Annotated in this window: 23 protein-coding genes; 21 read left to right on the top strand and 2 right to left on the bottom strand. The window is 50.7% G+C overall.

The features are described from left to right. Nucleotides 1-15: 15 nt before the first annotated feature. The 10 genes from nuoI to spoIID all read left to right on the top strand — a co-directional run bounded on the left by nuoI (nucleotide 16) and on the right by spoIID (nucleotide 10,090). Complete coding sequence (nuoI, locus tag ACFQNG_RS02590) at nucleotides 16-468, top strand: NADH-quinone oxidoreductase subunit NuoI (protein ID WP_379863264.1); 453 nt, start codon at nucleotides 16-18, stop codon at nucleotides 466-468. Beyond that, nucleotides 465-977: an NADH-quinone oxidoreductase subunit J gene (locus ACFQNG_RS02585; RefSeq protein WP_379863263.1), complete on the top strand. Its 513-nt coding sequence runs from the start codon at nucleotides 465-467 to the stop codon at nucleotides 975-977. The genes nuoI and ACFQNG_RS02585 overlap by 4 nt, the downstream gene beginning before the upstream one ends. After that, complete coding sequence (nuoK, locus tag ACFQNG_RS02580) at nucleotides 974-1,279, top strand: NADH-quinone oxidoreductase subunit NuoK (protein WP_379863262.1); 306 nt, start codon at nucleotides 974-976, stop codon at nucleotides 1,277-1,279. Before ACFQNG_RS02585 ends, nuoK begins: the two co-directional genes overlap by 4 nt. Nucleotides 1,280-1,355: 76 nt before the next feature. Next, on the top strand, nucleotides 1,356-3,209 hold the full coding sequence (nuoL, locus tag ACFQNG_RS02575) for an NADH-quinone oxidoreductase subunit L (protein WP_379863261.1): 1,854 nt from the start codon (nucleotides 1,356-1,358) through the stop codon (nucleotides 3,207-3,209). Beyond that, on the top strand, nucleotides 3,206-4,747 hold the full coding sequence (locus tag ACFQNG_RS02570; protein WP_379863260.1) for a complex I subunit 4 family protein: 1,542 nt from the start codon (nucleotides 3,206-3,208) through the stop codon (nucleotides 4,745-4,747). Before nuoL ends, ACFQNG_RS02570 begins: the two co-directional genes overlap by 4 nt. Nucleotides 4,748-4,751: 4 nt before the next feature. Next, entirely contained in the window at nucleotides 4,752-6,269 is a 1,518-nt protein-coding gene (locus tag ACFQNG_RS02565; RefSeq protein WP_379863259.1) for an NADH-quinone oxidoreductase subunit N, read from the top strand. A gap of 156 nt (nucleotides 6,270-6,425) precedes the next feature. Then, nucleotides 6,426-6,668: a DUF1146 family protein gene (locus ACFQNG_RS02560; protein ID WP_379863258.1), complete on the top strand. Its 243-nt coding sequence runs from the start codon at nucleotides 6,426-6,428 to the stop codon at nucleotides 6,666-6,668. Between the two features lie 73 nt (nucleotides 6,669-6,741). Continuing rightward, a complete protein-coding gene (locus ACFQNG_RS02555; RefSeq protein WP_379863257.1) occupies nucleotides 6,742-7,473 on the top strand; it encodes a YwmB family TATA-box binding protein in 732 nt (243 codons plus the stop codon). Between the two features lie 19 nt (nucleotides 7,474-7,492). Beyond that, nucleotides 7,493-8,794 (top strand): UDP-N-acetylglucosamine 1-carboxyvinyltransferase, encoded by a 1,302-nt coding sequence (murA, locus tag ACFQNG_RS02550; protein ID WP_379863256.1) that lies wholly within the window; start codon nucleotides 7,493-7,495, stop codon nucleotides 8,792-8,794. 279 nt (nucleotides 8,795-9,073) lie between these two features. Continuing rightward, nucleotides 9,074-10,090: a stage II sporulation protein D gene (gene spoIID / locus ACFQNG_RS02545; protein ID WP_379863255.1), complete on the top strand. Its 1,017-nt coding sequence runs from the start codon at nucleotides 9,074-9,076 to the stop codon at nucleotides 10,088-10,090. Nucleotides 10,091-10,207: 117 nt separating this feature from the next. On the opposite strand, the gene splB is transcribed toward spoIID, so the two are convergent. Continuing rightward, nucleotides 10,208-11,230, bottom strand: a complete 1,023-nt coding sequence (gene splB / locus ACFQNG_RS02540) for a spore photoproduct lyase (RefSeq protein WP_379863254.1) — start codon at nucleotides 11,228-11,230, stop codon at nucleotides 10,208-10,210. 118 nt (nucleotides 11,231-11,348) lie between these two features. Between splB and ACFQNG_RS02535 the strand changes: the two genes are divergently transcribed. The 6 genes from ACFQNG_RS02535 (at nucleotide 11,349) to fabZ (ending at nucleotide 16,242) form a co-directional block, all read left to right on the top strand. Next, nucleotides 11,349-12,038 carry a peptidoglycan DD-metalloendopeptidase family protein gene (locus ACFQNG_RS02535; RefSeq protein ID WP_379863253.1) on the top strand — a complete coding sequence of 230 codons (690 nt, stop codon included), beginning with the start codon at nucleotides 11,349-11,351 and terminating at the stop codon, nucleotides 12,036-12,038. Nucleotides 12,039-12,258: 220 nt separating this feature from the next. Continuing rightward, the gene (gene spoIIID, locus ACFQNG_RS02530; protein WP_379863252.1) at nucleotides 12,259-12,543 is read left to right on the top strand and encodes a sporulation transcriptional regulator SpoIIID; all 285 of its coding nucleotides are present in this window, start codon (nucleotides 12,259-12,261) and stop codon (nucleotides 12,541-12,543) included. Nucleotides 12,544-12,783: 240 nt separating this feature from the next. Then, nucleotides 12,784-13,602, top strand: a complete 819-nt coding sequence (locus tag ACFQNG_RS02525; protein WP_379863251.1) for a DNA-directed RNA polymerase subunit beta — start codon at nucleotides 12,784-12,786, stop codon at nucleotides 13,600-13,602. 64 nt (nucleotides 13,603-13,666) lie between these two features. Further along, nucleotides 13,667-14,182 carry a CDP-alcohol phosphatidyltransferase family protein gene (locus tag ACFQNG_RS02520; RefSeq protein WP_379863250.1) on the top strand — a complete coding sequence of 172 codons (516 nt, stop codon included), beginning with the start codon at nucleotides 13,667-13,669 and terminating at the stop codon, nucleotides 14,180-14,182. Between the two features lie 83 nt (nucleotides 14,183-14,265). After that, a complete protein-coding gene (locus tag ACFQNG_RS02515) occupies nucleotides 14,266-15,600 on the top strand; it encodes an NAD-dependent malic enzyme (protein ID WP_379863249.1) in 1,335 nt (444 codons plus the stop codon). A gap of 216 nt (nucleotides 15,601-15,816) precedes the next feature. Then, nucleotides 15,817-16,242: a 3-hydroxyacyl-ACP dehydratase FabZ gene (fabZ, locus tag ACFQNG_RS02510; protein WP_379863248.1), complete on the top strand. Its 426-nt coding sequence runs from the start codon at nucleotides 15,817-15,819 to the stop codon at nucleotides 16,240-16,242. 49 nt (nucleotides 16,243-16,291) lie between these two features. On the opposite strand, the gene ACFQNG_RS02505 is transcribed toward fabZ, so the two are convergent. After that, nucleotides 16,292-16,423 (bottom strand): hypothetical protein, encoded by a 132-nt coding sequence (locus ACFQNG_RS02505; RefSeq protein ID WP_379863247.1) that lies wholly within the window; start codon nucleotides 16,421-16,423, stop codon nucleotides 16,292-16,294. A 114-nt stretch (nucleotides 16,424-16,537) separates the two neighbouring features. On the opposite strand from ACFQNG_RS02505, the gene ACFQNG_RS02500 reads away from it, so the two are divergent. The 5 genes from ACFQNG_RS02500 (at nucleotide 16,538) to ACFQNG_RS02480 (ending at nucleotide 22,299) form a co-directional block, all read left to right on the top strand. Then, nucleotides 16,538-17,740, top strand: a complete 1,203-nt coding sequence (locus ACFQNG_RS02500) for a glycosyltransferase family 4 protein (RefSeq protein ID WP_379863246.1) — start codon at nucleotides 16,538-16,540, stop codon at nucleotides 17,738-17,740. Nucleotides 17,741-18,034: 294 nt separating this feature from the next. Then, the gene (locus ACFQNG_RS02495) at nucleotides 18,035-19,060 is read left to right on the top strand and encodes a Gfo/Idh/MocA family protein (protein ID WP_379863245.1); all 1,026 of its coding nucleotides are present in this window, start codon (nucleotides 18,035-18,037) and stop codon (nucleotides 19,058-19,060) included. Between the two features lie 34 nt (nucleotides 19,061-19,094). Beyond that, nucleotides 19,095-20,204 (top strand): DegT/DnrJ/EryC1/StrS family aminotransferase, encoded by a 1,110-nt coding sequence (locus ACFQNG_RS02490; RefSeq protein ID WP_379863244.1) that lies wholly within the window; start codon nucleotides 19,095-19,097, stop codon nucleotides 20,202-20,204. An 18-nt stretch (nucleotides 20,205-20,222) separates the two neighbouring features. Continuing rightward, nucleotides 20,223-21,539 carry a nucleotide sugar dehydrogenase gene (locus ACFQNG_RS02485; protein ID WP_379863471.1) on the top strand — a complete coding sequence of 439 codons (1,317 nt, stop codon included), beginning with the start codon at nucleotides 20,223-20,225 and terminating at the stop codon, nucleotides 21,537-21,539. A 13-nt stretch (nucleotides 21,540-21,552) separates the two neighbouring features. Then, on the top strand, nucleotides 21,553-22,299 hold the full coding sequence (locus ACFQNG_RS02480; protein WP_379863243.1) for an acyltransferase: 747 nt from the start codon (nucleotides 21,553-21,555) through the stop codon (nucleotides 22,297-22,299).

The following is a 22,299-nucleotide window of genomic DNA, read 5'->3' as shown; positions in this document are numbered from 1 at the left end:
GGAGGGTGATTGGCGATGTTAGGACTGGTTAAAGGGTTGGGCATCACTCTGAAAAATATGACCAAACCCAAAGTCACCTACAAATATCCGGACGAACCGTTGGTCATGCCAGATCGCTTTCGCGGGATTCAACATTTTGACCCTGAGAAATGCATTGTCTGCAACCAGTGTGTGCGGATCTGCCCGACGGATTGCATCACCTTGACGGGCAAAAAGCATCCGGACCCTGAACAGAAGGGGAAAGTGATCGATACCTACGATATTAATTTTGAAATTTGCATCTTGTGTGATTTGTGCACGGAAGTGTGTCCAACCGAAGCGATCGTGATGACGAATAACTTTGAATTGGCCGTTTACAGCCGGGATGAGCTGTTTAAGGACCTGAACTGGCTCCACAACAACAATACCCATATCCGTTCGGAAAACAGCACCAATCTCATGCCGAAAGCAGGGGGAAAAGCGACATGAGCTTCAATCTTACCGGTGAGTTTATCGCTTTTTTCATCTTGTCGGTCATGGCGATCTGTGGAGCGGTCTTTATGATTAACGCGGAGCGCGTCATTCATATGGCCTTGTCGCTCGCATTCACCTTTTTCAGCATCGCGGGCATCTACTTGTTGCTGGAAGCGGAGTTCTTGGCGGTGATCCAAATCCTGATCTACACCGGAGCAATCTCGATTCTCATGCTGTTTGGCATCATGCTGACCAAGCATAAAGAGGAAGAGCGGACCTCCATCAGCGTCCGGCACGGCGTCATCAGTTTTATCGCGGTAGCGGGATTATTCGGGCTGTTGGTCTGGGTCATCTACCGGAACCCGTTGGTCAGCCAAGAAGCCCAAACGCAAGCGGCCACTGTGGCGCTATTGGGCGATAGCGTGTTCAAGCAATACGTCATCCCCTTCGAATTGACTTCGGTTCTTCTGTTGGTTGCGTTGGTTGGCGCCGTGATTTTGGCCAAAAGGGAGGGGAAAAAATGACACTCACCTCTTATTTGGCCTTGTCGGCGATTCTTTTTGTCATCGGATTATATGGTGTGCTCACCAAGCGAAATGCCGTCTTGGTGTTGTTTTCGATTGAATTGATGCTCAATGCGGCCAATATCAATTTCGTCGCTTTTTCCAAATACGGTTTGTTCCCGGGGATTGCCGGTCAAGTCTTCACCTTGTTCACGATAACGGTGGCAGCGGCAGAAGCCGCAGTGGGCATTGCGATTCTCATCGCGTTGTATCGGAATAAGGAAACGGCCAATGCCGACCGATACAATTCGATGAGAGGTTGATCAGCGGGAGCGGTACCCGCCGTTCGAAGCTTGCAAAATACGTTCTGCACAAGAACAAAAGAAGGAAGGATTCAATATGAGCACAAAGGTTGCTTTGCTGATTCCCCTCTTTCCTTTTCTCGCTTTTCTGTTCCTCCTCGCAGGCAGGAGATGGAGTAAGACCGGGATTGCGGGAATGGGGATCGTGGCGACAGGGCTATCCTTTCTTTTGACGCTTCCCCTGGTGTGGGAGAGTGTGAAGGGAGGGCAACCGCTGACTTGGCAACTTCCGTGGATACCCATCGAAGACCGAGTGGTGCCGTTGTCGGTGGCTCTGGGACCATTGCAAGTGTTGATGTTGCTGATCGTGACAAGCGTCAGCTTTCTTGTTCAGCTTTATTCCTATGGTTATATGAAGGCCGATGAGCGGTTTCATGTGTTTTACGCTTATCTGTCCTTGTTTACCAGTTCGATGCTCGGCTTGGTGATGTCCGCCAATTTGTTGCAGATTTATATCTTTTGGGAATTGGTGGGGGTGTGTTCGTTTTTGCTAGTGGGCTTTTGGTATATGAAGCCCGAAGCGAAAAAGGCCGCGCAAAAAGCGTTTATCGTCACGCGGATCGGGGACATCGGCCTCTTCATCGCCATCTGTTTGATCTTCTGGCGCGTGGGAAGTTTTGAAGTGGATGCGCTTCAAGCGGCTGTCGCGCGTGGGCAATTGGATGCGGGCTGGTTGACCTTGATCGCGCTTCTGATCTTTGTCGGTGCGGTCGGCAAATCAGGTCAGTTTCCTCTACATACATGGTTACCCGATGCGATGGAAGGTCCGACTCCAGTCAGCGCATTGATCCATGCCGCCACGATGGTGGCCGCGGGGGTATACTTGGTTGCCAACCTCTTCTTCCTGTTCGATGCATCGGCTACGGCCCAGAATGTGGTTGCTTACGTTGGAGGTTTTACGGCGATTTTCGCCGCCACGATCGGGGTGGCGCAAACCGATATCAAACGGGTGTTGGCCTATTCCACTGTGAGCCAGCTCGGTTACATGATGTTGGCGTTGGGCTCCGCCGGTTATGTGGCGGGCGTGTTTCATCTGACGACCCATGCGTTCTTTAAAGCGCTCTTGTTTTTGGCGGCTGGCGCAGTCATCATGGCTTTGCACCATCAGCAGGACATCCGTCAGATGGGCGGGTTGTGGAAAACCCACCGCCTACTCGGCGTCTGGTTTTTGGTCGGTTGTTTGTCGATTGCGGGGATTCCGCCGTTTGCCGGTTTTTTCTCCAAAGATGAGATCCTGCTTTCCGTTTATCGGGCGGGGCGGATGGATCTGTTTGCCATCGGATTGATGGCGGCGTTTTTCACCGCATTTTATATGTTCCGTCTCTTTTTCCTCGTGTTCGCCGGCGAGCGGCGCGGCCAGGAACAGGCTGAACCTGTTCCCTTGGTGATGATGGTTCCGCTTGCGGTCCTGGCGATCTTGGCAACGGTGAGCGGCTTTGCCGACTTGCCCAATCATTGGTTGACCCATTGGTTGGCGCCTGACACGGTTCCGGAAACGGCGGCTCCGTTCTGGCTTCCCGTGCTGGCGGTCGGAGTGTCCGGCCTCGGAATTGGTTTGGCAACCCTCATGTATGCCACACGCAAATGGGCTGCCGGCAAATGGGCTGAAAAAGTGCCATGGCTCTACCGATTGGTATTGCGCAAATATTATGTGGATGAATGTTATCAGGCGTTATTTGTTTGGCCGCTCAAAGGGGTTGGCTGGGTGCTCCATGGCTGGGATCGGTTTGTGATCGGCGGTCTGGTTCACCTGAGTGGCTGGCTCATGTCGGCGATCGGCGGTCTGGGGTCTCGCTTGCAAACAGGGCAGGCGCAAACCTATGCCTTGCTTAGTGTGATTGGTTTCGTTCTATTACTCGTCGGTCTGACAGCGGGGAGGTTGTTCCAATGATCCATTGGTTAAAAGCGTTGCCTACCCTGATCACCTTTGCCCCTTTGATCGGACTTGTCGTCTTGCTCCTTCTTCCTCGTGAGAAGAGCGGCGCCCATCGTGTGGTGGGGATTTTGGGAACGTTGCCTTCCCTGGGATTGGCACTGGTGATGTTTGGACAGTTTGACGCTTTGAAGCAAGGAATGCAGTGGGCCCAATCGATTCCGTGGTTTAGCATTCCCTTGGCTTCGCTGAATCCGCAAGCCCCGGCGACAGCGCTTTCTTTTCACTACAGCATGGGGGTAGACGGGTTGTCGATGCCGCTGGTGGTGCTGACTTGTATCGTGACGACCTTGGCTGCGGTGGCTTCCGCTTATGTCAAACAACGCACCAAAGCCTACTACCTGCTGCTGTTGCTCTTGCTCATCGGCATGAATGGGGTTTTTCTGGCCACCAACTTCTTCTTGTTTTTTATCTTTTTCGAAGTGACACTGGTCGCGGCATTCTTCTTGATCGGCATCTGGGGTTTCCTTGGCCGGGAAAAAGCCGCCAATCACTTTTTGCTGTATAACGGGGTGGGTTCCGGCTTTCTCCTGTTTGCGATGGTGGGCTTGCTCTTGATGTCGGGATCGTTGGATTACACCAATATCCAAGAAACCGCAGGGCAGATGGCCAAACAGATCCATATGTTGGACGGCCAGACAAAAAGCATGATCTGGCTTGTCTTCATCTCTCTGATCATCGCGTTTGCGATTAAATTGCCGATGTTTCCGTTCCATTCCTGGATGTTGCGGGTCCATGTCGAAGCACCCACCCCTGTGGTGATGATTCACTCCGGTGTTTTGTTGAAAATGGGCGCTTATGGGTTGATCCGTTTTGGAGCGGGTTTCTTTCCCGGATTGATGCACAAAGCGGCATTCGTGCTGGCTTTATTGGGACTGGTCAATATCCTGTACGGAGCCATTCTCGCTTTTGTAGAGACGGAACTGAAACGGGTGCTGGCTTATTCCAGCGTCAGTCATATGGGGATCGTCTTGTTCGGTTTGGCGGCGATGAATGAAGTCGGTTTGAAAGGGGCCATTTTTCAAGCGGTGTCCCATGGATTGATTTCGGCCTTGCTCTTCTTTATCGTCGGCAGTTTGTATGAACGAACCAAGACGACCGAATTGAATGAACTGGGGGGTCTTGCCAAGTCCATGCCCGTATTGTCGGGGCTCTTGCTGGTTGGTGGGTTGGCCTTGCTGGGGCTGCCGGGATTGTCCGGTTTCATCAGCGAATTTATGGCGTTCCTGGGTCTGTTCCAAGCTAAGCCGATTGTGGCGGCGGTTGGCACACTCGGTTTGGTGTTGGCGGCTGCATACACCTTGCGGGCAATCTTGAAAACAACGTTTGGTCCCTTAAGGGAGCGTTTTGCCGATGTGGTGGATGCGAAGGGTTGGGAAGCGGGTTCCCTGTTTGTCCTGGTTCTCCTGATCGTGATCATCGGGATTTACCCGGCTGTGCTGGCGCAACCAATGGATCAAACGCTGGAAATCATCTTAGCGGGAATGGGAGGGTAGAGGCATGGAACAAATCTTGCTCGATTTTGATTTGAGGGTGATGGCACCCGAATGGGTGATTGTCTCTGCCGCGGCCCTCCTCTCCATCATCGATTTGCTTCTGAAGGAGTCAACTTCACGCAAATGGATCGGTTGGCTCGGCTTGGTGGCGGTCGCGGTGGCTGGCTTTTGCGTTGCGGTGAGCTTTGGGCATAAACCTTATCAGATATTGGCGGACACGTACCGCATTGACTCGTTCAGCTTGATGTTTAAGGAGATTTTGCTTGCCGGAACCGCGGGAGTCTTCCTTTTCTCGCTGATGCAGGGAGAAGAAGAATGGAAAACGAGGGAAGGCGAATACTACTACCTTCTTCTGACGGCCTTGCTTGGGGGGATGGTGATGGTTTCCTCCGCCGATTTAATCACCTTGTTTGTGGGCCTGGAGCTATTAAGCCTTTCTTCCTACATCTTGGTGGGGATTCGCAAAGAGCGGGTGCAGCCCAATGAAGCGGCTTGGAAATACGTGGTGTTGGGGGGCGTCTCCTCCGCCTTCATCCTGTACGGAATGTCTTTTGTCTATGGGATGACGGGCAGCACGAACCTGTTTGAAATCAACCAACGCTTCGCCGAAGGATTAAGCGGTCAAGGAAGCCTATATATCTACCTTTCCCTCTTCTTGATGATGGTGGGATTCGGGTTTAAGATCGCAGTCGCGCCGTTCCATACGTGGGCACCAGACGTTTACCAAGGCGCCTCCACTCCGATTGCGGCCTTCTTGGCCATCGTATCGAAAACGGCCGCATTGGCTTTTATCATCCGGATTCTTCTCATCGCATACAGCCCGTTGATGGGAGATCAAAGCTGGATGGAGGTCGTCTCAAGGTTGTTCATGATTGTCGCGGCCTTGTCGATGATCCTGGGAAACACCATCGCCTTAAAGCAAACGAACGCCAAGCGCTTGATGGCTTATTCCAGCGTCGCGCAAGCGGGTTATCTCATTGTCCCGTTTGCCACCGTCGGCCTGGTGCCGTTTGACCTTTTCCCCAGCTTGTTGTTTTATCTGGTCGCGTATCTGTTTATGACGCTGGGGGCTTTTGTGGTGATTGAATGCGTCAGCAAGGAACGGGGCAATGAAGAGATCAGCGCGTTTGCGGGATTGCATCGGCGTTCGCCTTGGTTGGCGGCGGCCATGACCCTGTTCCTGATCTCACTCGCGGGACTGCCTCTGACCGCAGGGTTTTTCGGTAAATTCTATTTGATTACCAGCGCCTTTGTCAGCAGCCAAAAATGGTTGGCGGCGGTCATGATTTTAACGACGATTGTGTCTTATTATTATTACTTTGGCATTGTGCGCCAGATGTATTTCCGTCCGCCCTGTTCCGAGGCCAAAGTGGCGGTTCCATGGGTGGCCGTGGTCGTCATTTTGCTGGGAGTGGGTGGAACGATTGGCTTGGGATTGTTTCCGGAGCCACTCTTGACGGCCATCAGCAAATGGGATTGGACTTCCGGCCTTTCCCTGGCAACCAACGGCATGCAAAAGTAAAAATTTAGTTCATCCTAAGAATACCCCGTTTTCAAAGCGATCAAAAACGGGGTATTCTATTGTTGCCATCTTGTAATAAAAAATCCTTTGCTATTCGGGTCGTTTTTTTGTACCATGTTACCATGTGCAGAACCTGTGCTAGGGAGTGTGCATATGATGAATGGAGCAACGCAACTTGCGATGGATTCGCTTGTTAATATTTTGATCTCTCTTGGCAGTATCGTGTTTTGTTGGTGGATTCTGATGGGGATTCGTTGGGATGTCCTCATCCGGCCCAACCAGGTGATGCAAGCGAGGCTTTTGATCGTGGTCATTTCCATTGTATTGGGACACGGATTGGCTTCATTTGTCATCGATTATCTCGGTTGGTCGCGGTTGGTGGGTACCCTGCTTCAATAAAGGTTCATAAAGTATAATCTCTGCCACGAATGCAAACAATGGGAATAGTAGGAATTCGTGGGAGAGGTTGACAATGAAAAAATTTCGCCTATTCGAGCTGAGCATATGGATTTGGTTATCGTTTATGTTGCAAGGGGCCCAAATGCAACCCGCCGAACCGGAACAGCCGTTGGTCGCGGCTATGCGCACACTGAAGATCCAACCGGAAACCTATGTGTTGCACCATGGGGGGCGAACCAAGCAACCCGTTCAACCGCAACAGTTGGAACGGTGGGTGTATCAACTTTGGAATGAACTAGGCACAGGGAAAGTGAAAAAGATCGTCGATCGGGATGGAGTAAAATACACCGCAAGTGATCAGCGGCAATCAAACATAGCAATCAAATTCATCGTGATTCATGATAGACTTGAACATAGTCATGTCACCCCATATGTTTCACTTCAATTGATGGGACGAGGGGTTCCGACACAATCCTTTTTTGAAATGAAGAAACGTTGCACAAGATTATTGCAATCATACGGAATAATAGCGGATTATCACTTTTCGATTCGAGGCAGAACGATGAATGTGACGACCGGGTTGGCAAACCATGCGCAAAAGGTGTTGACACTTTTGCGGGCGCGGGAAGTCGAAGGGATGCGAACAGACCATACGGTGAGCTTGTCTGCGCTATCATCGATGTTGCCAGGGGGCATTGAAACCGGTGGCGGCATGATGAACCTGCAAGTGGCTGCGCGGATGGATTCGGAAGCTCGCGCGGTTGTCCTGACAATCGGAACGCCCATCATTACTATAGAATACTAAAAAAACGGGGGGAAGAATGTTGGAAAAGATCATTGTTCAAGGTGGAGCACGCTTAAAAGGAAGAGTGAAGGTACATGGAGCGAAAAACGCGGTTCTCCCTCTAATCGCCGCTTCCTTGCTGGCTTCCCGCGGGGATATCACCATCTTAGACGTTCCAATGCTGGAGGACGTCAAGACGATTACCCAGATGATGAAGCGCCTGGGCATTCAGGTGGAATTGAAAGACGATACCGTCACCATCAATGCGGAGAAAGTCACCTCCACGGAAGCCCCATATGAATTGATGCGCAAAATGAGAGCATCCGTGCTGGTGATGGGACCGCTCTTGGCACGGAAAAAACATGCGCGCATCCCGTTACCAGGCGGTTGCGCAATCGGTAGCCGCCCCATTGATCTGCACTTAAAGGGCTTTGAAGCGATGGGAGTGCAATTTGAAACGGGGCAAGGCTATATCGAAGGGCGTGTGGCAGATCGGTTGAAAGGCGCGACCATTTATCTGGACTTCCCAAGTGTGGGAGCGACCCAAAACATCATGATGGCGGCCGCATTGGCAGAAGGTCGCACCGTCATTGAAAATGCGGCATGTGAGCCGGAGATTGTCGACTTGGCCAACTTCCTCAATGCGATGGGAGCCAAAGTGCGCGGCGCCGGAACGGACGAAATCCGCATCGATGGCGTTGACATCCTGCGCGGGACTGAATACACCGTGATCCCGGACCGGATCGAGGCGGGTACCTATATGGTGGCGGCGGCGATCACGCGTGGAGAAGTATTTGTGGAGGGAGCGATCTCCGATCACTTGGTGCCGCTCATTGCCAAGATGCGGGAAATGGGTGTGCATGTGTTGGATGGGGAAAACGGCATCCATGTTCGGGCGGAAGGGAAACTCAAACCAGTGGACGTGAAGACATTGCCATACCCCGGGTTCCCGACTGACATGCAGTCCCAGATGATGGCCCTCCTGTTGACGGCGGATGGAAACAGCTTGTTGACGGAAACCGTCTTTGAAAATCGCTTTATGCACGTGGAAGAATTCAAACGGATGAACGCGCACATCAAAATTGACGGACGTACGGCGATCATTGAAGGGGGCCATCCCCTGTCGGGCGCACAAGTCAAGGCGACTGATTTGCGTGCGGGTGCCTCGTTGATCTTGGCGGGCTTAGTAGCTGACGGCGTAACGGAACTGACTGAATTGCACCATGTGGATCGCGGCTATGTGGATATCGTCGGGAAGCTGCGTGCCTTGGGTGCCGATATTACCCGTGTGCGTGTGGAAGAAAACGAAGAAGTCCGTGTGCATCAAAAATCATTTGCCTAAATGAATGGAAAAGGCGATGCCCCCCCCCAAGGGGCATCGCCTTTTTGTGTGCGGACAAACGGGCCACCAGCCGAGTTTTTATTGGGCAATGCCTCGGATTCTCGGTTGGTTTTCTGTCATCTAGTTCTAAACGAGCCTTCCTTTTTCATAGATTAGTAGCGTAGTCTGTTGCGACAGGTAAAATGAGTCGGAATCGTTTGGCGCAAGGGCATCGTAGTATGGCGGTTCTCCCAATATCGCAGCTTGCGTTAGGAGATCACGAGGGAAAGGATGGCGGTTATGGGTTCAAAGGGAGTGCTCATCGGCATAGCGGGATTGCTGGTCGTGATCGTGGGGATTCCCGCGCTGCTTGTATCCTTTGGCGCGTCTGACGGGGATGGGGCGGGGAAGATGGAGATGGGTTTGGCGGGACAAAGCAGGTTAAAGGTGCGCGTCTATTTGAGCAAAGAGAAACGGGTGGTTGGACTGCCTCTGGAATCCTATATCGAAGGGGTGGTTGCCGCTGAAATGCCGGCGCAATTCCATCCAGAGGCGTTAAAGGCGCAAGCGTTGGCGGCGCGCACGTATGTGGTGGGCCGGTTGTTAAATAAGCGAGTGGTGGATGTCAAAGAATGGGGTCCGCAAGCGCAAGGGGCCCATGTAACGGATACGGTGCAACATCAGGCCTTTGTCACGGATGCCGCACTGCGGGAAAAATGGGGATACAACTATGGCAATTACAAGAGGAGAGTGGCCCAGGCGGTGCGTGCGACGGCGGGGCAAATCATTACCTACCAGGGAAAGCCGATCTATGCGGCCTTCTTTTCGACGAGCAATGGCCGCACCGAAAACTCGGAGGATTATTTCAAGGAGAAATATCCGTATCTGCGCAGCGTGGATTCCTCTTGGGATCAGTTATCGCCGAAGTACATCGGGCGGGTTAGCCTAAAACGTGGTTTGTTTTTGAAACAATTGGAGGATTTTACAGGCAAGCGGCTGACTGAGGCGGCATTTGAAACGGGTGGAGAAAAGCCGTTCATCGTCCTCAGCCAAACCCAAGGCGGACGGATCGATCAGATTCGCATTGGCGGACAAGTGTTTAAGGGTAGAGAAGTGCGGGAAGCCTTGAATCTCCCTTCATCCGATTTTCATTTGCAACTGACGGACGAGCAAGTAATCGTGACAACGAAGGGTTATGGCCATGGGGTGGGAATGAGCCAGTGGGGCGCCAACCTGATGGCGGAACAAGGGAAGTCGGTAGATGAAATCATCAAGCATTATTATCGAGGCGTTGAGATCAGCCGCCTTGATCAATAGAGACAACTCCCAAGAGAACGTCATGATGGGTCTTTCACTTCAGAAGGTAAAGCCCTTGGTTGGTGAATGAACTTAAGACAGAGCAGGGAGCGAGAATCCTTCTCGTTCCCTGGGTGATTAAGTGATGTAACTGATGACCGCTTCAGGAAAATAGGATGCGATCCAACGGGGGAGTTTCTCTTTAATCGCGTTCATCTGCTCATCCTGATACACATACTTCACCCGGCCATAGCGGCCCCATTTTTTCTTTCGCTCTTCTTCATTCATCTCAAGCTTGGTTTTGGGATACCGTTCTTCAATCAGCCGTTTGGCCGTCGCGGTATAGCGGTGGGTGATCAGCTCAAAGGTTAATTCTTGCCTTCCGGGTGGCAGGGCTTCCGCCAATTGACGAAGCAAGGCTTCGTATTGTTCTTCCCAACCGTCAAAAATCATGATGGGGGCAATGATGAAACCAAGCGGGAATCCGGCTTTGCTCACTTTTTTGGCGGCTTCGATGCGATCAGCCAAAGGCGAGGTGGCCGGTTCAAATTGTTTGACGACATAATCGGCGTTCACACTGAATCGAAACCGGGTATGGCCACGATGGTCCGCATCCAATAACGAATCCACATGGGCAAATTTCGTCACAAAGCGCAGTTGGGCCAAAGGCTGTGTAGCCATGAACTCAATCGTTTTTTTTAGGGAACCGGTCAAATGTTCAATTCCCACCGGGTCGGAGGTGCAGGACGCCTCAAACCGGGTGATTTCCGGTGCCCGTTCTTTGATGTACTTCTCCGCTTGGGCGAAAATTTCGTCCAGATTAACATATACCCGGATATATGGCCGATTACCGAGAGTTGTTTGCAAATAGCAGTAGTGGCAATGGCCCATGCAGCCTGTTGCCAACGGAATGGCATACTCTGCCGACGGTTTGGAGGTGTCAAACTTCAATGTTTTGCGGACACCGACAACAAGAGTGCGTTTGGCGATCCTGTATTTTTCCAGTTCCGATGAACCGGGAAGGCCGGTAATCCGATTGTGTGAACGGGTCATTTCGATGGGCGTTCCCAGTTTGCTGAATTTCCGATGCAACTCTTGCCCCAGCGGATAGGAAAGGGCATCCGGTTCAAAGTAGACGAGATCAGGCATAAACGGATTCATGGTTCACTTCCTTTATCCATGTGATGTCAAAACAAATCCTCGAATTTACAAAACATTTACCAACTTGGGTATAAAATGGAAAAGGGCTGTCCAGAATGGTTCCTGAGGTGATAGAAGTATGAAACCTGAGGAACCAAATAAAACAGTAACGTCGCTGGAAAAAGTACAAAAACGGTTAAAATGGAAAAGACTTTTTGCGAAAAAATGGTTTTTTCCCGCGGTTTATCTCGGAGCGGGAGCACTGATTCTAACAATTGCCTGGTGGTACCAAGAACATGGAAGTCACGATGTGGCGCAAACAACCAAAATGATTCCTGCTTCTTTGCCCAAAGAAGAGATTCCAACCAACCCCACCGATGACGACATGGCGTTGCCCGTCGCCAAAAACTCCACCGCTGTCAAAACGATGGGCTTTTATGATGAAGCTAATTCCAAGTCCGATCGGGAAGCGGCTTTGGTTGAATATGCAAATACGTATTGGCCCCACGCTGGAATGGATTTCGCCCGCAAGGATGGAAAAAGCTTTGAAGTCGTTGCCGCATTGGAAGGGAAAGTCATTCGCGTCGAGGAACATCCCGTGGTGGGCTATCAAATAGAAATCGAGCATGAAAGCGGCATCACGACCGTGTACCAGAGCTTGGCGGATGTGCAGGTGAAAAAAGGGCAAACAGTGAAAAAAGGCCAGGTGATCGGCAAAGCGGGTCGCAATCTGTTTGAAAAAGAAGCGGGTATCCACTTGCACTTTGAGGTTCGTGGACGGGACCATCAGGCGATCAACCCGGCTCAATATCTGCCGCAAGCAAAATAACGACTCCAAGGCATCCTTCGTGAGAAGGGTGTCTTTTTTTGTTTGCAAAAGCCGGTTATTCCATTTGTTTGTGACATGATAATGTCATCGTTTGGCAGTCTTGTCATAGTTTATCCAAAAAAAAAGCTTGTTTATGCTTGTCTAGGCTTGTTCACAAAGAATAACCCATCGCGCCAATCAATATAATGTAGCAAAACATGACGAAGGGGGGCGCGGGCGGGTGCATGATTATATTAAGGAAAGAACCATTAAGATCGGACATTATTTTGTGGAAACCAGAAATACGGTGAGGATGATCGCCAAAGAATTCGGGGTGTCCAAAAGTACGGTTCATAAAGATTTGACGGAGCGCTTGCCTGAGATTAATCCTGACTTGGCTAATCAGGTGAAAGAAATACTGGAATACCATAAGTCGATCCGACACATTAGAGGAGGCGAAGCGACAAAGATTAAATATAAGCGGAAGACACAGCCTGAACGGCAAGAAGTTTCAATGAAAGTTTAAATTTTACACGGGTAGTAGCACCGGTAGCATGACATAATATTCTTTGTATAAGTATTGATCACCTCTTACACTCTCTTCTTCCGGTGCTAGCCTTCTGTAAAGTACCAACCCTATACAGGGTAAGTATAGACTTATGTTCATAGTTACGATATATTCAATTATGAATAGTACGAGACATGATTTGATTGGACGAGCTTTTTTCAAACAAATTGGAGAAGTAAGCCTTGGAGAGGAATGCAGATGAGTTACCCAGATAAAAACCAAGACAAAAAGTGGGATCAAACCAATCCTACGCAGCGGGAAGAGGCAAAAAGCTCGTTGACCGAAGCAACTCAGCAACCGGAACCCAAAGAGAAAGAGAGCAAGGAAACCAAAGACACCAAAGATACCTTGCCGGTGGGGTTGCTGAAGTGGAGCAAAGATGAAGAAGAGGAACAAGACACGCATCTTTGCTTAGACAAGAGCCATGCCGAGGATTCAAATCGTGATGAGGATCAGAATAAGAAGAAGCCATTGATTCGTCCGATTGCTCAAGTGAATCCCCTTTCTTCCGCTGCCGATCAAGAAGACGGGTCTGAAATGGACGAGCCGGTCCAGACCAGTCATTCCCCATCTGGTCAAGCGGAACGCAACCTTTCTCTTGAAGACACATTGACTCCCATTGACTTTAAAGAGTACTCATTGACACCGAGTAGCGAAACGGATAAAGAACCTGAGATTCAATATAAACAGCCTTCCTACACCGTTGATTTCTCGAAAGATATCGCGATGGCGGATGAGGATGACCGAGAACCAATCACGAATTTTGCAGAAAGTGGTTCGGAAGAGAGAAAAGGTGGGAAATATAGAGAAGAAGAATTGGAAGAACAGGATGTTGCCTTGGAGGGGCGTCCGGTTTGGATGACCGTCGTGAAAATCGCTTGGTTGCCTGTCACGCTGATTGTGGTGTTGATTGTCGGCTTGATGGTGGGCCATGCGGTGATCGGTAACCAACCGGCTGGTGACGTCTTTGATATGAATATGTGGGAGCATATCTATCAATTACTCTTTAGTAAGTAACCCGTTTTATTTTTGGAGCGGGGACTTTTCTTTATTTATTTGGATGTGTGAGGAGGGACCCAGATTGAATTTGCCCAATTTATTAACCATGGTGCGGTTTTTCTTGATACCGACTTATTTGGCCGTGTACTTTTCCGATATGGCAGGGCGTATGTTTTGGGCACTTGGGATTATCCTTCTCGCTGGTTTAACGGATGTGGTGGATGGCTATTTGGCCCGCAAAACGCAACAGATTACCCAGTTGGGAGTCATGTTAGACCCGCTAGCGGATAAGCTGATGATGCTGGCCGTATTCCTGTCTTTGCTCATTTCAGGCAAAATCAGCGTAGGCGCGGCGCTCGCCATCTTCTTGCGGGATGTGGCTATGATCGTATACTCGGCCATCTTCCACCTTCGAGGAAAAAAGACCCTGCCGGCCAACTTTTTTGGCAAGCTGACGACGGTTCTATTTTATCTCGCTTTATTTATGCTCATGTTGGATCTTGCCCAGGCGCAAGCCTTTCTCTGGTCTGTTATTATCTTGTCTTATGTCACGTCGTTGATTTATTTGATCCAGTTGCGGGTGGTTTACCGTGAATGAGTGGATAAAGAATCGGTAAAAATAGACCGATTCTTTTTTTATGCGGTTAGATTATGTATGATTAACAATTGGGGGGTGCACAGATGACTGTACGCAATATCATTAGAACCATTATAGTGGAAACCCCGTCCAAACCGGGGAATCTTGGAAAAGTGACCACAGCGATCGGTAAAGCCGGTGGGGATATTGGGGACATAACCACCATTAAAATCGGCCCCTTATCCACCGTTAGAGATATTACTGTTCACTGTGAGAGTACGGAACAGTTGGATGCTGTTATTGAATCGATTCAATCTTTGGAAAATGGGATTTACGTCCATGCCGTATCGGACGATGTGCTGCGGGCGCATGAGGGCGGGAAGATCCGCATGGTCAGCCGGATGGATATCCGTTCTCTGTCTGATTTGCGTCGCGTTTATACGCCGGGAGTTGCCGATGTGTGTCGGGTGATTCAGGAAGATCCTGAAAAGGCGCGTTATTATACAAGTATCGGAAATACGGTGGCGATTGTGACCGATGGGACCGCCATTTTGGGCTTGGGCAATATCGGCTCTGTGGCGGGGATGCCGGTAATGGAAGGGAAAGCGGCTTTATTTGACCGTTTTGCGGGCATTAGCGGGATTCCCATCTTGTTGAATACAAGTGATCCGGATGAAGTCGTAAGCACGATCAAACACATCCACCAGGGCTTTGGCGGCATTTTGCTGGAAGATATCGGATCGCCGCATTGCTTTGAGATCGAAGAACGGTTAAAAGAGGAACTGCCCATTCCCGTAATGCATGATGACCAACATGGCACGGCGGTCGTGACGTTGGCCGCGGTCATCTCCGCTTGCCGATCAACGGATGTCAATCTGAAAGATGCGGTGGTGGGCCAAATCGGTTTGGGAGCGGCAGGCCTGGCGATTTGTCGGATGTTTATGGCCTATGGCGTGAAAGAGATGTGCGGGGTGGATCGCCAAGAGGCCGCGCTCGAGCGGTTGAAGAGTTACGGTGGCACACCGCTTCATTCAATGGAAGAATTGATGGAACGTTGTGATATTGTCATTGCGACCACGGGTGTTCCGGGTTTGATCAAGCCGGAGATGATCCGCAAAGGGCAAGTGATTTTGGCCTTGTCCAATCCCAAGCCAGAGATCACGCCGGAAGAGGCGGTGAAGGCCGGCGCCGCGTTTGCCGCTGATGGGCGCTCTGTCAACAACGTGTTGGGATTCCCGGGCATTTTCCGCGGGGTATTAAATGCGGGGGCAACGCAGATTTCCCATCCGATGCTGGTGGCGGCGGCGCAAGCGATCGCTGATTGCACGACACCGGGAGAGCTGGTGCCCCATCCGCTCGATCCCAAAGTGCATGTGGAAGTGGCCCGTGCCGTCGAAAGTGTGGCTGAGCGGGAAATGGAGTTGGAGCCGTCCATCTGAGTTGTGGGACTGTCTAGTTGAAATCATCCCAGCCGTGTAGGGAAACCCTCTACACGGCTTTTTTCATAGGGCGTCACACTAAAAATGGGAAACGGATTGTCATGAATCCGCCCTGAATTCGTTTCTATGTCAACATGGTTTTTTAGTATGCGATTCGCTATAATGAGGAAAAATGGTCAGAGCCGGAATCGTTTAAATTGAAGGGAGAACAAAGTGATGAAACTAGATGTGAAACAGATTCAAGAAATTATCCCTCACCGTTACCCCTTTTTGCTGGTGGATCAAATCGTGGAGTGTGATCCGGGAAAACGTGCGGTGGGAATCAAAAATGTCACTGTGAATGAATCCTTTTTTCAAGGTCACTTTCCAGACTATCCTGTGATGCCGGGGGTTCTGATCATCGAGGCCTTGGCGCAAGTGGGTGCCGTCATCGTCTTGGGCTTGGAAGAGAACAAAGGGAAACTGGCCTTTTTCGCGGGCATTGACAATGTCCGCTTCCGTGAACAGGTGAAGCCCGGCGATACGTTGACGCTTGAAGTGGAAATGATCCGCTTGAGAGGAAGCGTCGGCAAAGGAAAAGGGGTTGCGCGCGTAGGCGATAAAGTGGTGGCTGAAGGGGAATTGATGTTTGCCATTTCATAAATCAATACATAGAGAAGGAAGGTCCAGCTGAAGGACCTTCCTTCTCATGTTACCAACTCCACAAGTGAAACATGCGCAGGAGAAAATACAACAATCCCCATACGGGTATGCTGATCAGCAGCCCATTAAATATACCCAACATGGAATTGTAAGAATCGCTGGCCATTTTTTGTCTTTTCATGATTGATCTCCCCCGAACGGTAGATGACTTTATTATCTACCGGTTTCGTGCAATCTATAGATGATGGTCGGCAGGAAAAAGTTCCTATCCTCGCTGTTAAAGGATGTGATCACGATGGGCACCCGTGTATTGGTGATTTCCCACATGTATCCAAATCAAGTCAATCCGATGGCCGGCATTTTCGTGCATAACCAAACAAAAGCGTTGAAGCGAGCGGGTGTCGATGTGCGGGTTGTCGTACCGGTGCCATATTTCCCCTTGTACCGCAAATGGCAAGGGTACCGCCAACTGCCGGCACATACGGAATTGGATGGAATTCCCGTCCATTATGTTCCTACATGGATGTTTCCGGGAGGGTTTTTCTTCTCCCGATACGGAACGCTATATGTGAATGCGCTTCGCAAGGTCTTGCCATCCATTTATCGCGAATTCCCGTTTGAATTGATTCACTGCCACACGATCTACCCGGATGGCTATGCGGGAAGCTTGTTGAAGCAAACGTTTGCCGTGCCTGTGGTAAGTACGGTTCATGGATCGGACATCATGCTTTATCCCAAGCGGAACAGGAAGGTACATGAACGCACGGAACAAGCGCTTCGCGGCAATGATTTTGTCATTGCGGTGAGTGAGCGAGCGCGGCAGGAAGTGGACCGGATGACTGCCGGGGTATCGACAGCCACCGTCTATAACGGATTTGACCCCACACGGTTCAAACCGATGGAGAAACAGGCGGCACGCGAAAAATTGGGATTGCCCCCGGCGGGAAAAAACGTTTTGTTCGTCGGCAATCTATATCAAGTGAAAGGGATTCCGTATCTGTTGGAATCGTTTAAGACGATTGCTTCGGAAAGTGAAGAAGTGCACTTATATTTGATCGGGGAAGGGCCGCTTCGTTCTGAATTGGTGCAACAGGCGGAACAGCTCGGCTTGGGGAATCGCGTCACTTTTTTGGGTAGAAAACCCTATGAAGAGATTCCGGTCTGGATCAACAGTGCCGATGTCGTGGCACTGACCAGCTTAAGTGAAGGCTTGCCGTCGATCCTGTTGGAAACGATGGGATGCGGACGAGCCATGGTGGCGACCGATGTCGGGGGCATCCGCGAAATCTTGCAAGACGGGCGCACGGGATTGTTGGCCGAGTCGCAAAACGTTGCCGAAATAACCAAGGCGCTGCGCAAAATTCTGTTGGAAAATGAATCGTTCATCGACACCATGGGCAAACAAGCATTAGAGGCGTCCCGCAAGTTGACGTGGGAGCAAAACGCCGAGAACATCAAAGCCGTTTATGCGCAAGTGCTGAAACGGCATGAGGGCTAAATCCAAATGGATGGGGTTGGTGTAATGGCCAGGGCGACGCCCATCAACCACTTTTGATATAAATGATCATGCTTAGCTTGTCATCCCTGCCAATCCCCGTTTCGGCGACGCCGGATTGGGAGAACGTAAAACTTTTATGACTTTTTGGGAGTGGGGATACCCAAAAAATTTCAACTATGTTACAGTTGATGATAGGTTTGTAATGTTCCTGTAACATACTTGTTTGGAGTAAATAAAACATTAATCATATTCAAATGTTTGATAGATGAACTTAAGCAGAAAAGAGGGAGATTTGTGATACGCTTTGGAATTGTGGGCTGCGGCCACATCGCCAAAAAACACGTAGCCGCCATTGATGCGGTAGAAGGAGCGGAGTTGGCGGCGATTTGCGATACCAATGAGGAGCGTTTGAAGGAGTTTGCCCGAGATGGTGTAGCCAGTTATACCGATCTCGCTGACATGCTGAAATCAGATGTCGATGTGGTGTCGATTTGTACCCCAAGCGGTCTCCATGCCAAATTGACGGTTCAAGTGGCGGAAGCGAAAAAACATGTCATTGTGGAAAAGCCAATGGCTTTAACCTTGGAAGATGCCGATATGATGATCGACGCATGCGAGAAAAACGGAGTGAAAATGGCTGTTGTCCATCCCAACCGTTTCCGTCCCGCCGTTGTGGAACTTCGTCGTCAACTGGATAGTGGGGCTTTTGGCAAAATCGGTCATGCCAATGCGACAGTGCGTTGGAATCGGAATCAGGCATACTATGACCAAGCGCCGTGGCGTGGCACCAAGGCGATGGATGGCGGCGTGCTGATGAACCAAGCGATTCACAATATGGACCTCTTATTGTGGATGATGGGGGAAGTGGATGAGGTATCCTCCTATGCCGCCACACGGATTCGCGACATCGAGGCGGAAGACACCTCCGTATCGGTGATCCGCTTTAAAAACGGGGCCTTGGGCGTGTTGGAAGCGGCCGTCACCATCTACCCCAAAAACCTGGAAGAGTCGTTGTCGATCTTCGGTGAGAAAGGAACGGCGATCATCGGGGGACCGACAGCAAACTGGATCAAGCATTGGGTCTTCGAAGGGATGGAGGAAGAAGAAGCGGAGATTGCCAAACAACGCGTGGAACAAGATCCCTTTGGCATTCCGGGGCACCAATGCATCATTCAGGATATGTGTGACGCCATTCGCGAAGACCGTACCCCGATCGTGGACGGGGAAGCCGGACGTCAAGCGCTCAGCCTCGTTGTTGCCTGCCAACAAGCGGCTGAAACGGGCAAAGCGGTAAAGATGGACGACTTGAAACGCAACTGACTTCAACCCTGAAGAACAAGGAGCTTGATTGACGATGAAAAAAATTCCTCTCTTAGATCTGAAAGCGCAAATGGCACCGATTCGTGAAGAACTGTTACAAGCGGTGGCCAATGTACTGGATAACGGACAATATATCATGGGGCCGGAAGTGAAAGCATTTGAAGAAGAAGTCGCCAAATATGTGGGCGTCAAACATGCGGTGGGCGTCGCCAACGGAACCGATGCCCTGTTGCTCACGCTGGATGCGGCTGGCGTTGGTGAAGGCGACGAAGTGATCACCACCCCATTCACTTTCTTCGCCACCGCCGAAGTGGTGTCCCAGTTGGGCGCAACGCCTGTTTTCGTGGACATTGACGAAAAAACCTACAATATCGACGTAGAGCAAATCAAAGCGAAAATCACCGAAAAAACGAAGGCCATTATCCCGGTTCACATTTTCGGCCAACCAGCCAATATGGACGAGATCATGTCCATTGCGGAAGCGCATAACTTGTTTGTGCTGGAAGACGCCGCGCAAGCCCTCGGTTCCGAGTATAAAGGACGCAAGATCGGAACGCTTGGCCACGCCGCTACATACTCCTTCTTCCCAACTAAAAACTTGGGCGGATACGGCGATGGCGGAATGGTAGTGACGAACGACGATGAGTTGGCCCGCAAAATCCGCATCTTGCGTGTGCATGGCAGCAATCCGAAATACTATCACAGCATGATTGGTTACAACAGCCGTTTGGATGAGATGCAAGCCGCCATGCTCCGCATCAAATTGCGCCACCTCGATGATTGGAACAACGGACGCCGTGAGCGTGCGGCCCTGTACAACGAGCTGTTGAAGGATACGCCACTCATCACCCCATTCGCGGCGGAAGACCGTAAACACATCTACCATCTCTATATCGTGCAAGCGGATGACCGCGATGAGCTGATGGCCCACTTGAAAGAGAAAGGCATTTCCACCGGGGTCTACTATCCAGTGCCGCTCCATCAACAAGATGTGTATAAGCCCCTGGGTTACGCGGAGGGAAGTTTGCCCGTGTCCGAGTACATGTCCAAACGCACGTTTGCATTGCCGTTGTACGCTGAATTGGAGACGGAAACCATTCATATGATTGCTGATACCATTAAAGCTTACTATGCAAACAAATAATGGCAAAGGATGGAATGAATCGTGAGCGGAAAAACCTTACTTGCTAAAATCCAAGACAAAACGGCAGTGATCGGCGTGGTCGGTTTGGGTTACGTCGGATTGCCACTCGCCGTGGAAAAAGCGAAAGCGGGATACAAAGTGATCGGCTTTGACATCCTGCCCAACCGTGTGGAACAAGTGAACCAAGGCATCAACTACATCGGTGACGTGGTGGACGAAGAGCTGAAAGAGATTGTGAAGAATGGCCAACTCCGAGCGACTACCGATTATTCCCTGATTTCGGAAGTGGATGCCGTGGCGATCTGCGTGCCAACGCCACTGGACAAATATCAACAGCCTAATGTGTCTTACGTGGAATCATCGGCGAAAAGCATCGCCAAATACCTGCATCCCGACATGCTGGTCGTTCTCGAGAGCACCACTTATCCAGGCACCACCGAAGAAGTCGTGCAACCGATCCTGGAAGAGACCGGCCTGAAAGTGGGAAAAGATTTTTACCTGGCTTATTCCCCAGAGCGTGTTGATCCAGGCAACAAAGTGTTCAACACCAAAAACACCCCAAAAGTGGTGGGTGGGGTCACCCCTGAGTGCACCAAAGTGGCCGCGGCGCTGTACCGCTCTGTGTTGGATGGCGAAGTGCACGTAGTGTCCAGCCCGAAAGTGGCGGAAATGGAAAAAATCCTTGAAAACACGTTCCGCAACATCAACATAGGGTTGGCCAACGAAATGGCGATCCTGTGCAACAAAATGGGCATCGATATCTGGGAAGTCATTGATGCGGCCAAAACCAAACCTTATGGCTTTATGGCCTTTTATCCAGGACCCGGTTTGGGTGGTCACTGCATTCCCATCGACCCGTTCTACCTTACTTGGAAAGCGCGCGAGTACAACTACCATACCCGCCTGATCGAGGTGGCTGGGGAAATCAACAATGAGATGCCGGACTTCGTGGTTGACCGGATCATGAAAATCCTCAACCGTTACGGCAAAGCATTGAATGGCGCCAAAGTGGCGGTGTTGGGCGTTGCGTACAAAAAGGATATCGACGACTATCGCGAATCTCCGGTGATGGAAATCGTGAAGCTGTTGGAAAAATACAACGCCGATTTCGTAACGGTAGACCCACATGTGAAAAATTTCCGTGTGGATGGCAAAGAGTATGAAACGGTGGAACTGACCGACGAACTCTTGGAAACGGCTGACATCGTGCTCATCACCACCGATCACTCGGCATTTGATTATGAGAAGATCGGCAGCAAAGCCAAAGCCATCTTTGATACCCGTAATGCGATGAAAGGTGTACAAAAAATCGAAGCGGATTACGAAAAACTATAAAGGCGGGTTTTTCATGAAAAACTTTGTGCATGAAACTGTGCGGATGGGGACGAACGTCTCCATCGGCTATTTCTCAGTCATCGAGGAAGGCGTCGTATTGGGGGATAATGTAACCATTGGAAATAATGTGACCATTCATGCAGGAACTGTAATCGGTTCAGACGTATTTATTTCAGATAACTGCGTGTTGGGGCGTTGGCCAAAGCCGGCCAAATCGTCAACCGTGAAAGTGGACGCCGAATTGGCGCCGCTCACCATCGGGGACGGTACGACGATTGGGGCCAACACGGTCTTATACCGTGGCAGCGCGTTTGGCCAAGAAGTGATGATCGGCGATCAAGCGTCTGTGCGTGAAAAATGCACCATCGGTGACCGTGTGGTGATCGGGCGGGGGGTGGCGGTCGAGAACCAAGTGGAAATCGGTTCGTTCACGAAAATCCAGACCAATGCGTACATCACGGCATACACCACGCTGGAGGAGCGCGTGTTTATCGCTCCCACCGTCACCACGACCAATGACAACTTCATGGGCCGCACCAAAGAGCGCTTTAAGTTTGTTCGCGGTCCGCGGGTCAAACGGGGCGCGCGCGTCGGGGGCGGTTCGATCCTGTTGCCGGGCGTAACCGTTGCGGAAGAAAGCTTTATCGCCGCCGGTGCTTTGGTCAACAAAGACACCGAAGCGAAAAAACTGTACGTTGGCGTTCCAGCCCGGGTCCTGCGTGAAGTGCCGGACGGCGAACTGCTGGAAAATCAAGAGTAA

This window comes from Laceyella putida, assembly GCF_042665195.1.
Lineage (GTDB): Bacteria > Bacillota > Bacilli > Thermoactinomycetales > Thermoactinomycetaceae > Laceyella > Laceyella putida.
The sequence above is the reverse complement of the archived record's forward strand: the minus strand, read 5'-3'. Positions and strand labels throughout refer to the sequence as shown.

Bases quoted from the DNA above. Each gene is read 5' to 3' on its own strand.
- nuoI (WP_379863264.1), top strand. From the start codon at position 16: ATGTTAGGACTGGTTAAAGGGTTGGGCATCACTCTGAAAAATATGACC.
- ACFQNG_RS02585 (WP_379863263.1), top strand. From the start codon at position 465: ATGAGCTTCAATCTTACCGGTGAGTTTATCGCTTTTTTCATCTTGTCG.
- nuoK (WP_379863262.1), top strand. From the start codon at position 974: ATGACACTCACCTCTTATTTGGCCTTGTCGGCGATTCTTTTTGTCATC.
- nuoL (WP_379863261.1), top strand. From the start codon at position 1,356: ATGAGCACAAAGGTTGCTTTGCTGATTCCCCTCTTTCCTTTTCTCGCT.
- ACFQNG_RS02570 (WP_379863260.1), top strand. From the start codon at position 3,206: ATGATCCATTGGTTAAAAGCGTTGCCTACCCTGATCACCTTTGCCCCT.
- ACFQNG_RS02565 (WP_379863259.1), top strand. From the start codon at position 4,752: ATGGAACAAATCTTGCTCGATTTTGATTTGAGGGTGATGGCACCCGAA.
- ACFQNG_RS02560 (WP_379863258.1), top strand. From the start codon at position 6,426: ATGAATGGAGCAACGCAACTTGCGATGGATTCGCTTGTTAATATTTTG.
- ACFQNG_RS02555 (WP_379863257.1), top strand. From the start codon at position 6,742: ATGAAAAAATTTCGCCTATTCGAGCTGAGCATATGGATTTGGTTATCG.
- spoIID (WP_379863255.1), top strand. From the start codon at position 9,074: ATGGGTTCAAAGGGAGTGCTCATCGGCATAGCGGGATTGCTGGTCGTG.
- splB (WP_379863254.1), bottom strand. From the start codon at position 11,230: ATGAATCCGTTTATGCCTGATCTCGTCTACTTTGAACCGGATGCCCTT.
- ACFQNG_RS02535 (WP_379863253.1), top strand. From the start codon at position 11,349: ATGAAACCTGAGGAACCAAATAAAACAGTAACGTCGCTGGAAAAAGTA.
- ACFQNG_RS02525 (WP_379863251.1), top strand. From the start codon at position 12,784: ATGAGTTACCCAGATAAAAACCAAGACAAAAAGTGGGATCAAACCAAT.
- ACFQNG_RS02515 (WP_379863249.1), top strand. From the start codon at position 14,266: ATGACTGTACGCAATATCATTAGAACCATTATAGTGGAAACCCCGTCC.
- fabZ (WP_379863248.1), top strand. From the start codon at position 15,817: ATGAAACTAGATGTGAAACAGATTCAAGAAATTATCCCTCACCGTTAC.
- ACFQNG_RS02505 (WP_379863247.1), bottom strand. From the start codon at position 16,423: ATGAAAAGACAAAAAATGGCCAGCGATTCTTACAATTCCATGTTGGGT.
- ACFQNG_RS02500 (WP_379863246.1), top strand. From the start codon at position 16,538: ATGGGCACCCGTGTATTGGTGATTTCCCACATGTATCCAAATCAAGTC.
- ACFQNG_RS02490 (WP_379863244.1), top strand. From the start codon at position 19,095: ATGAAAAAAATTCCTCTCTTAGATCTGAAAGCGCAAATGGCACCGATT.
- ACFQNG_RS02480 (WP_379863243.1), top strand. From the start codon at position 21,553: ATGAAAAACTTTGTGCATGAAACTGTGCGGATGGGGACGAACGTCTCC.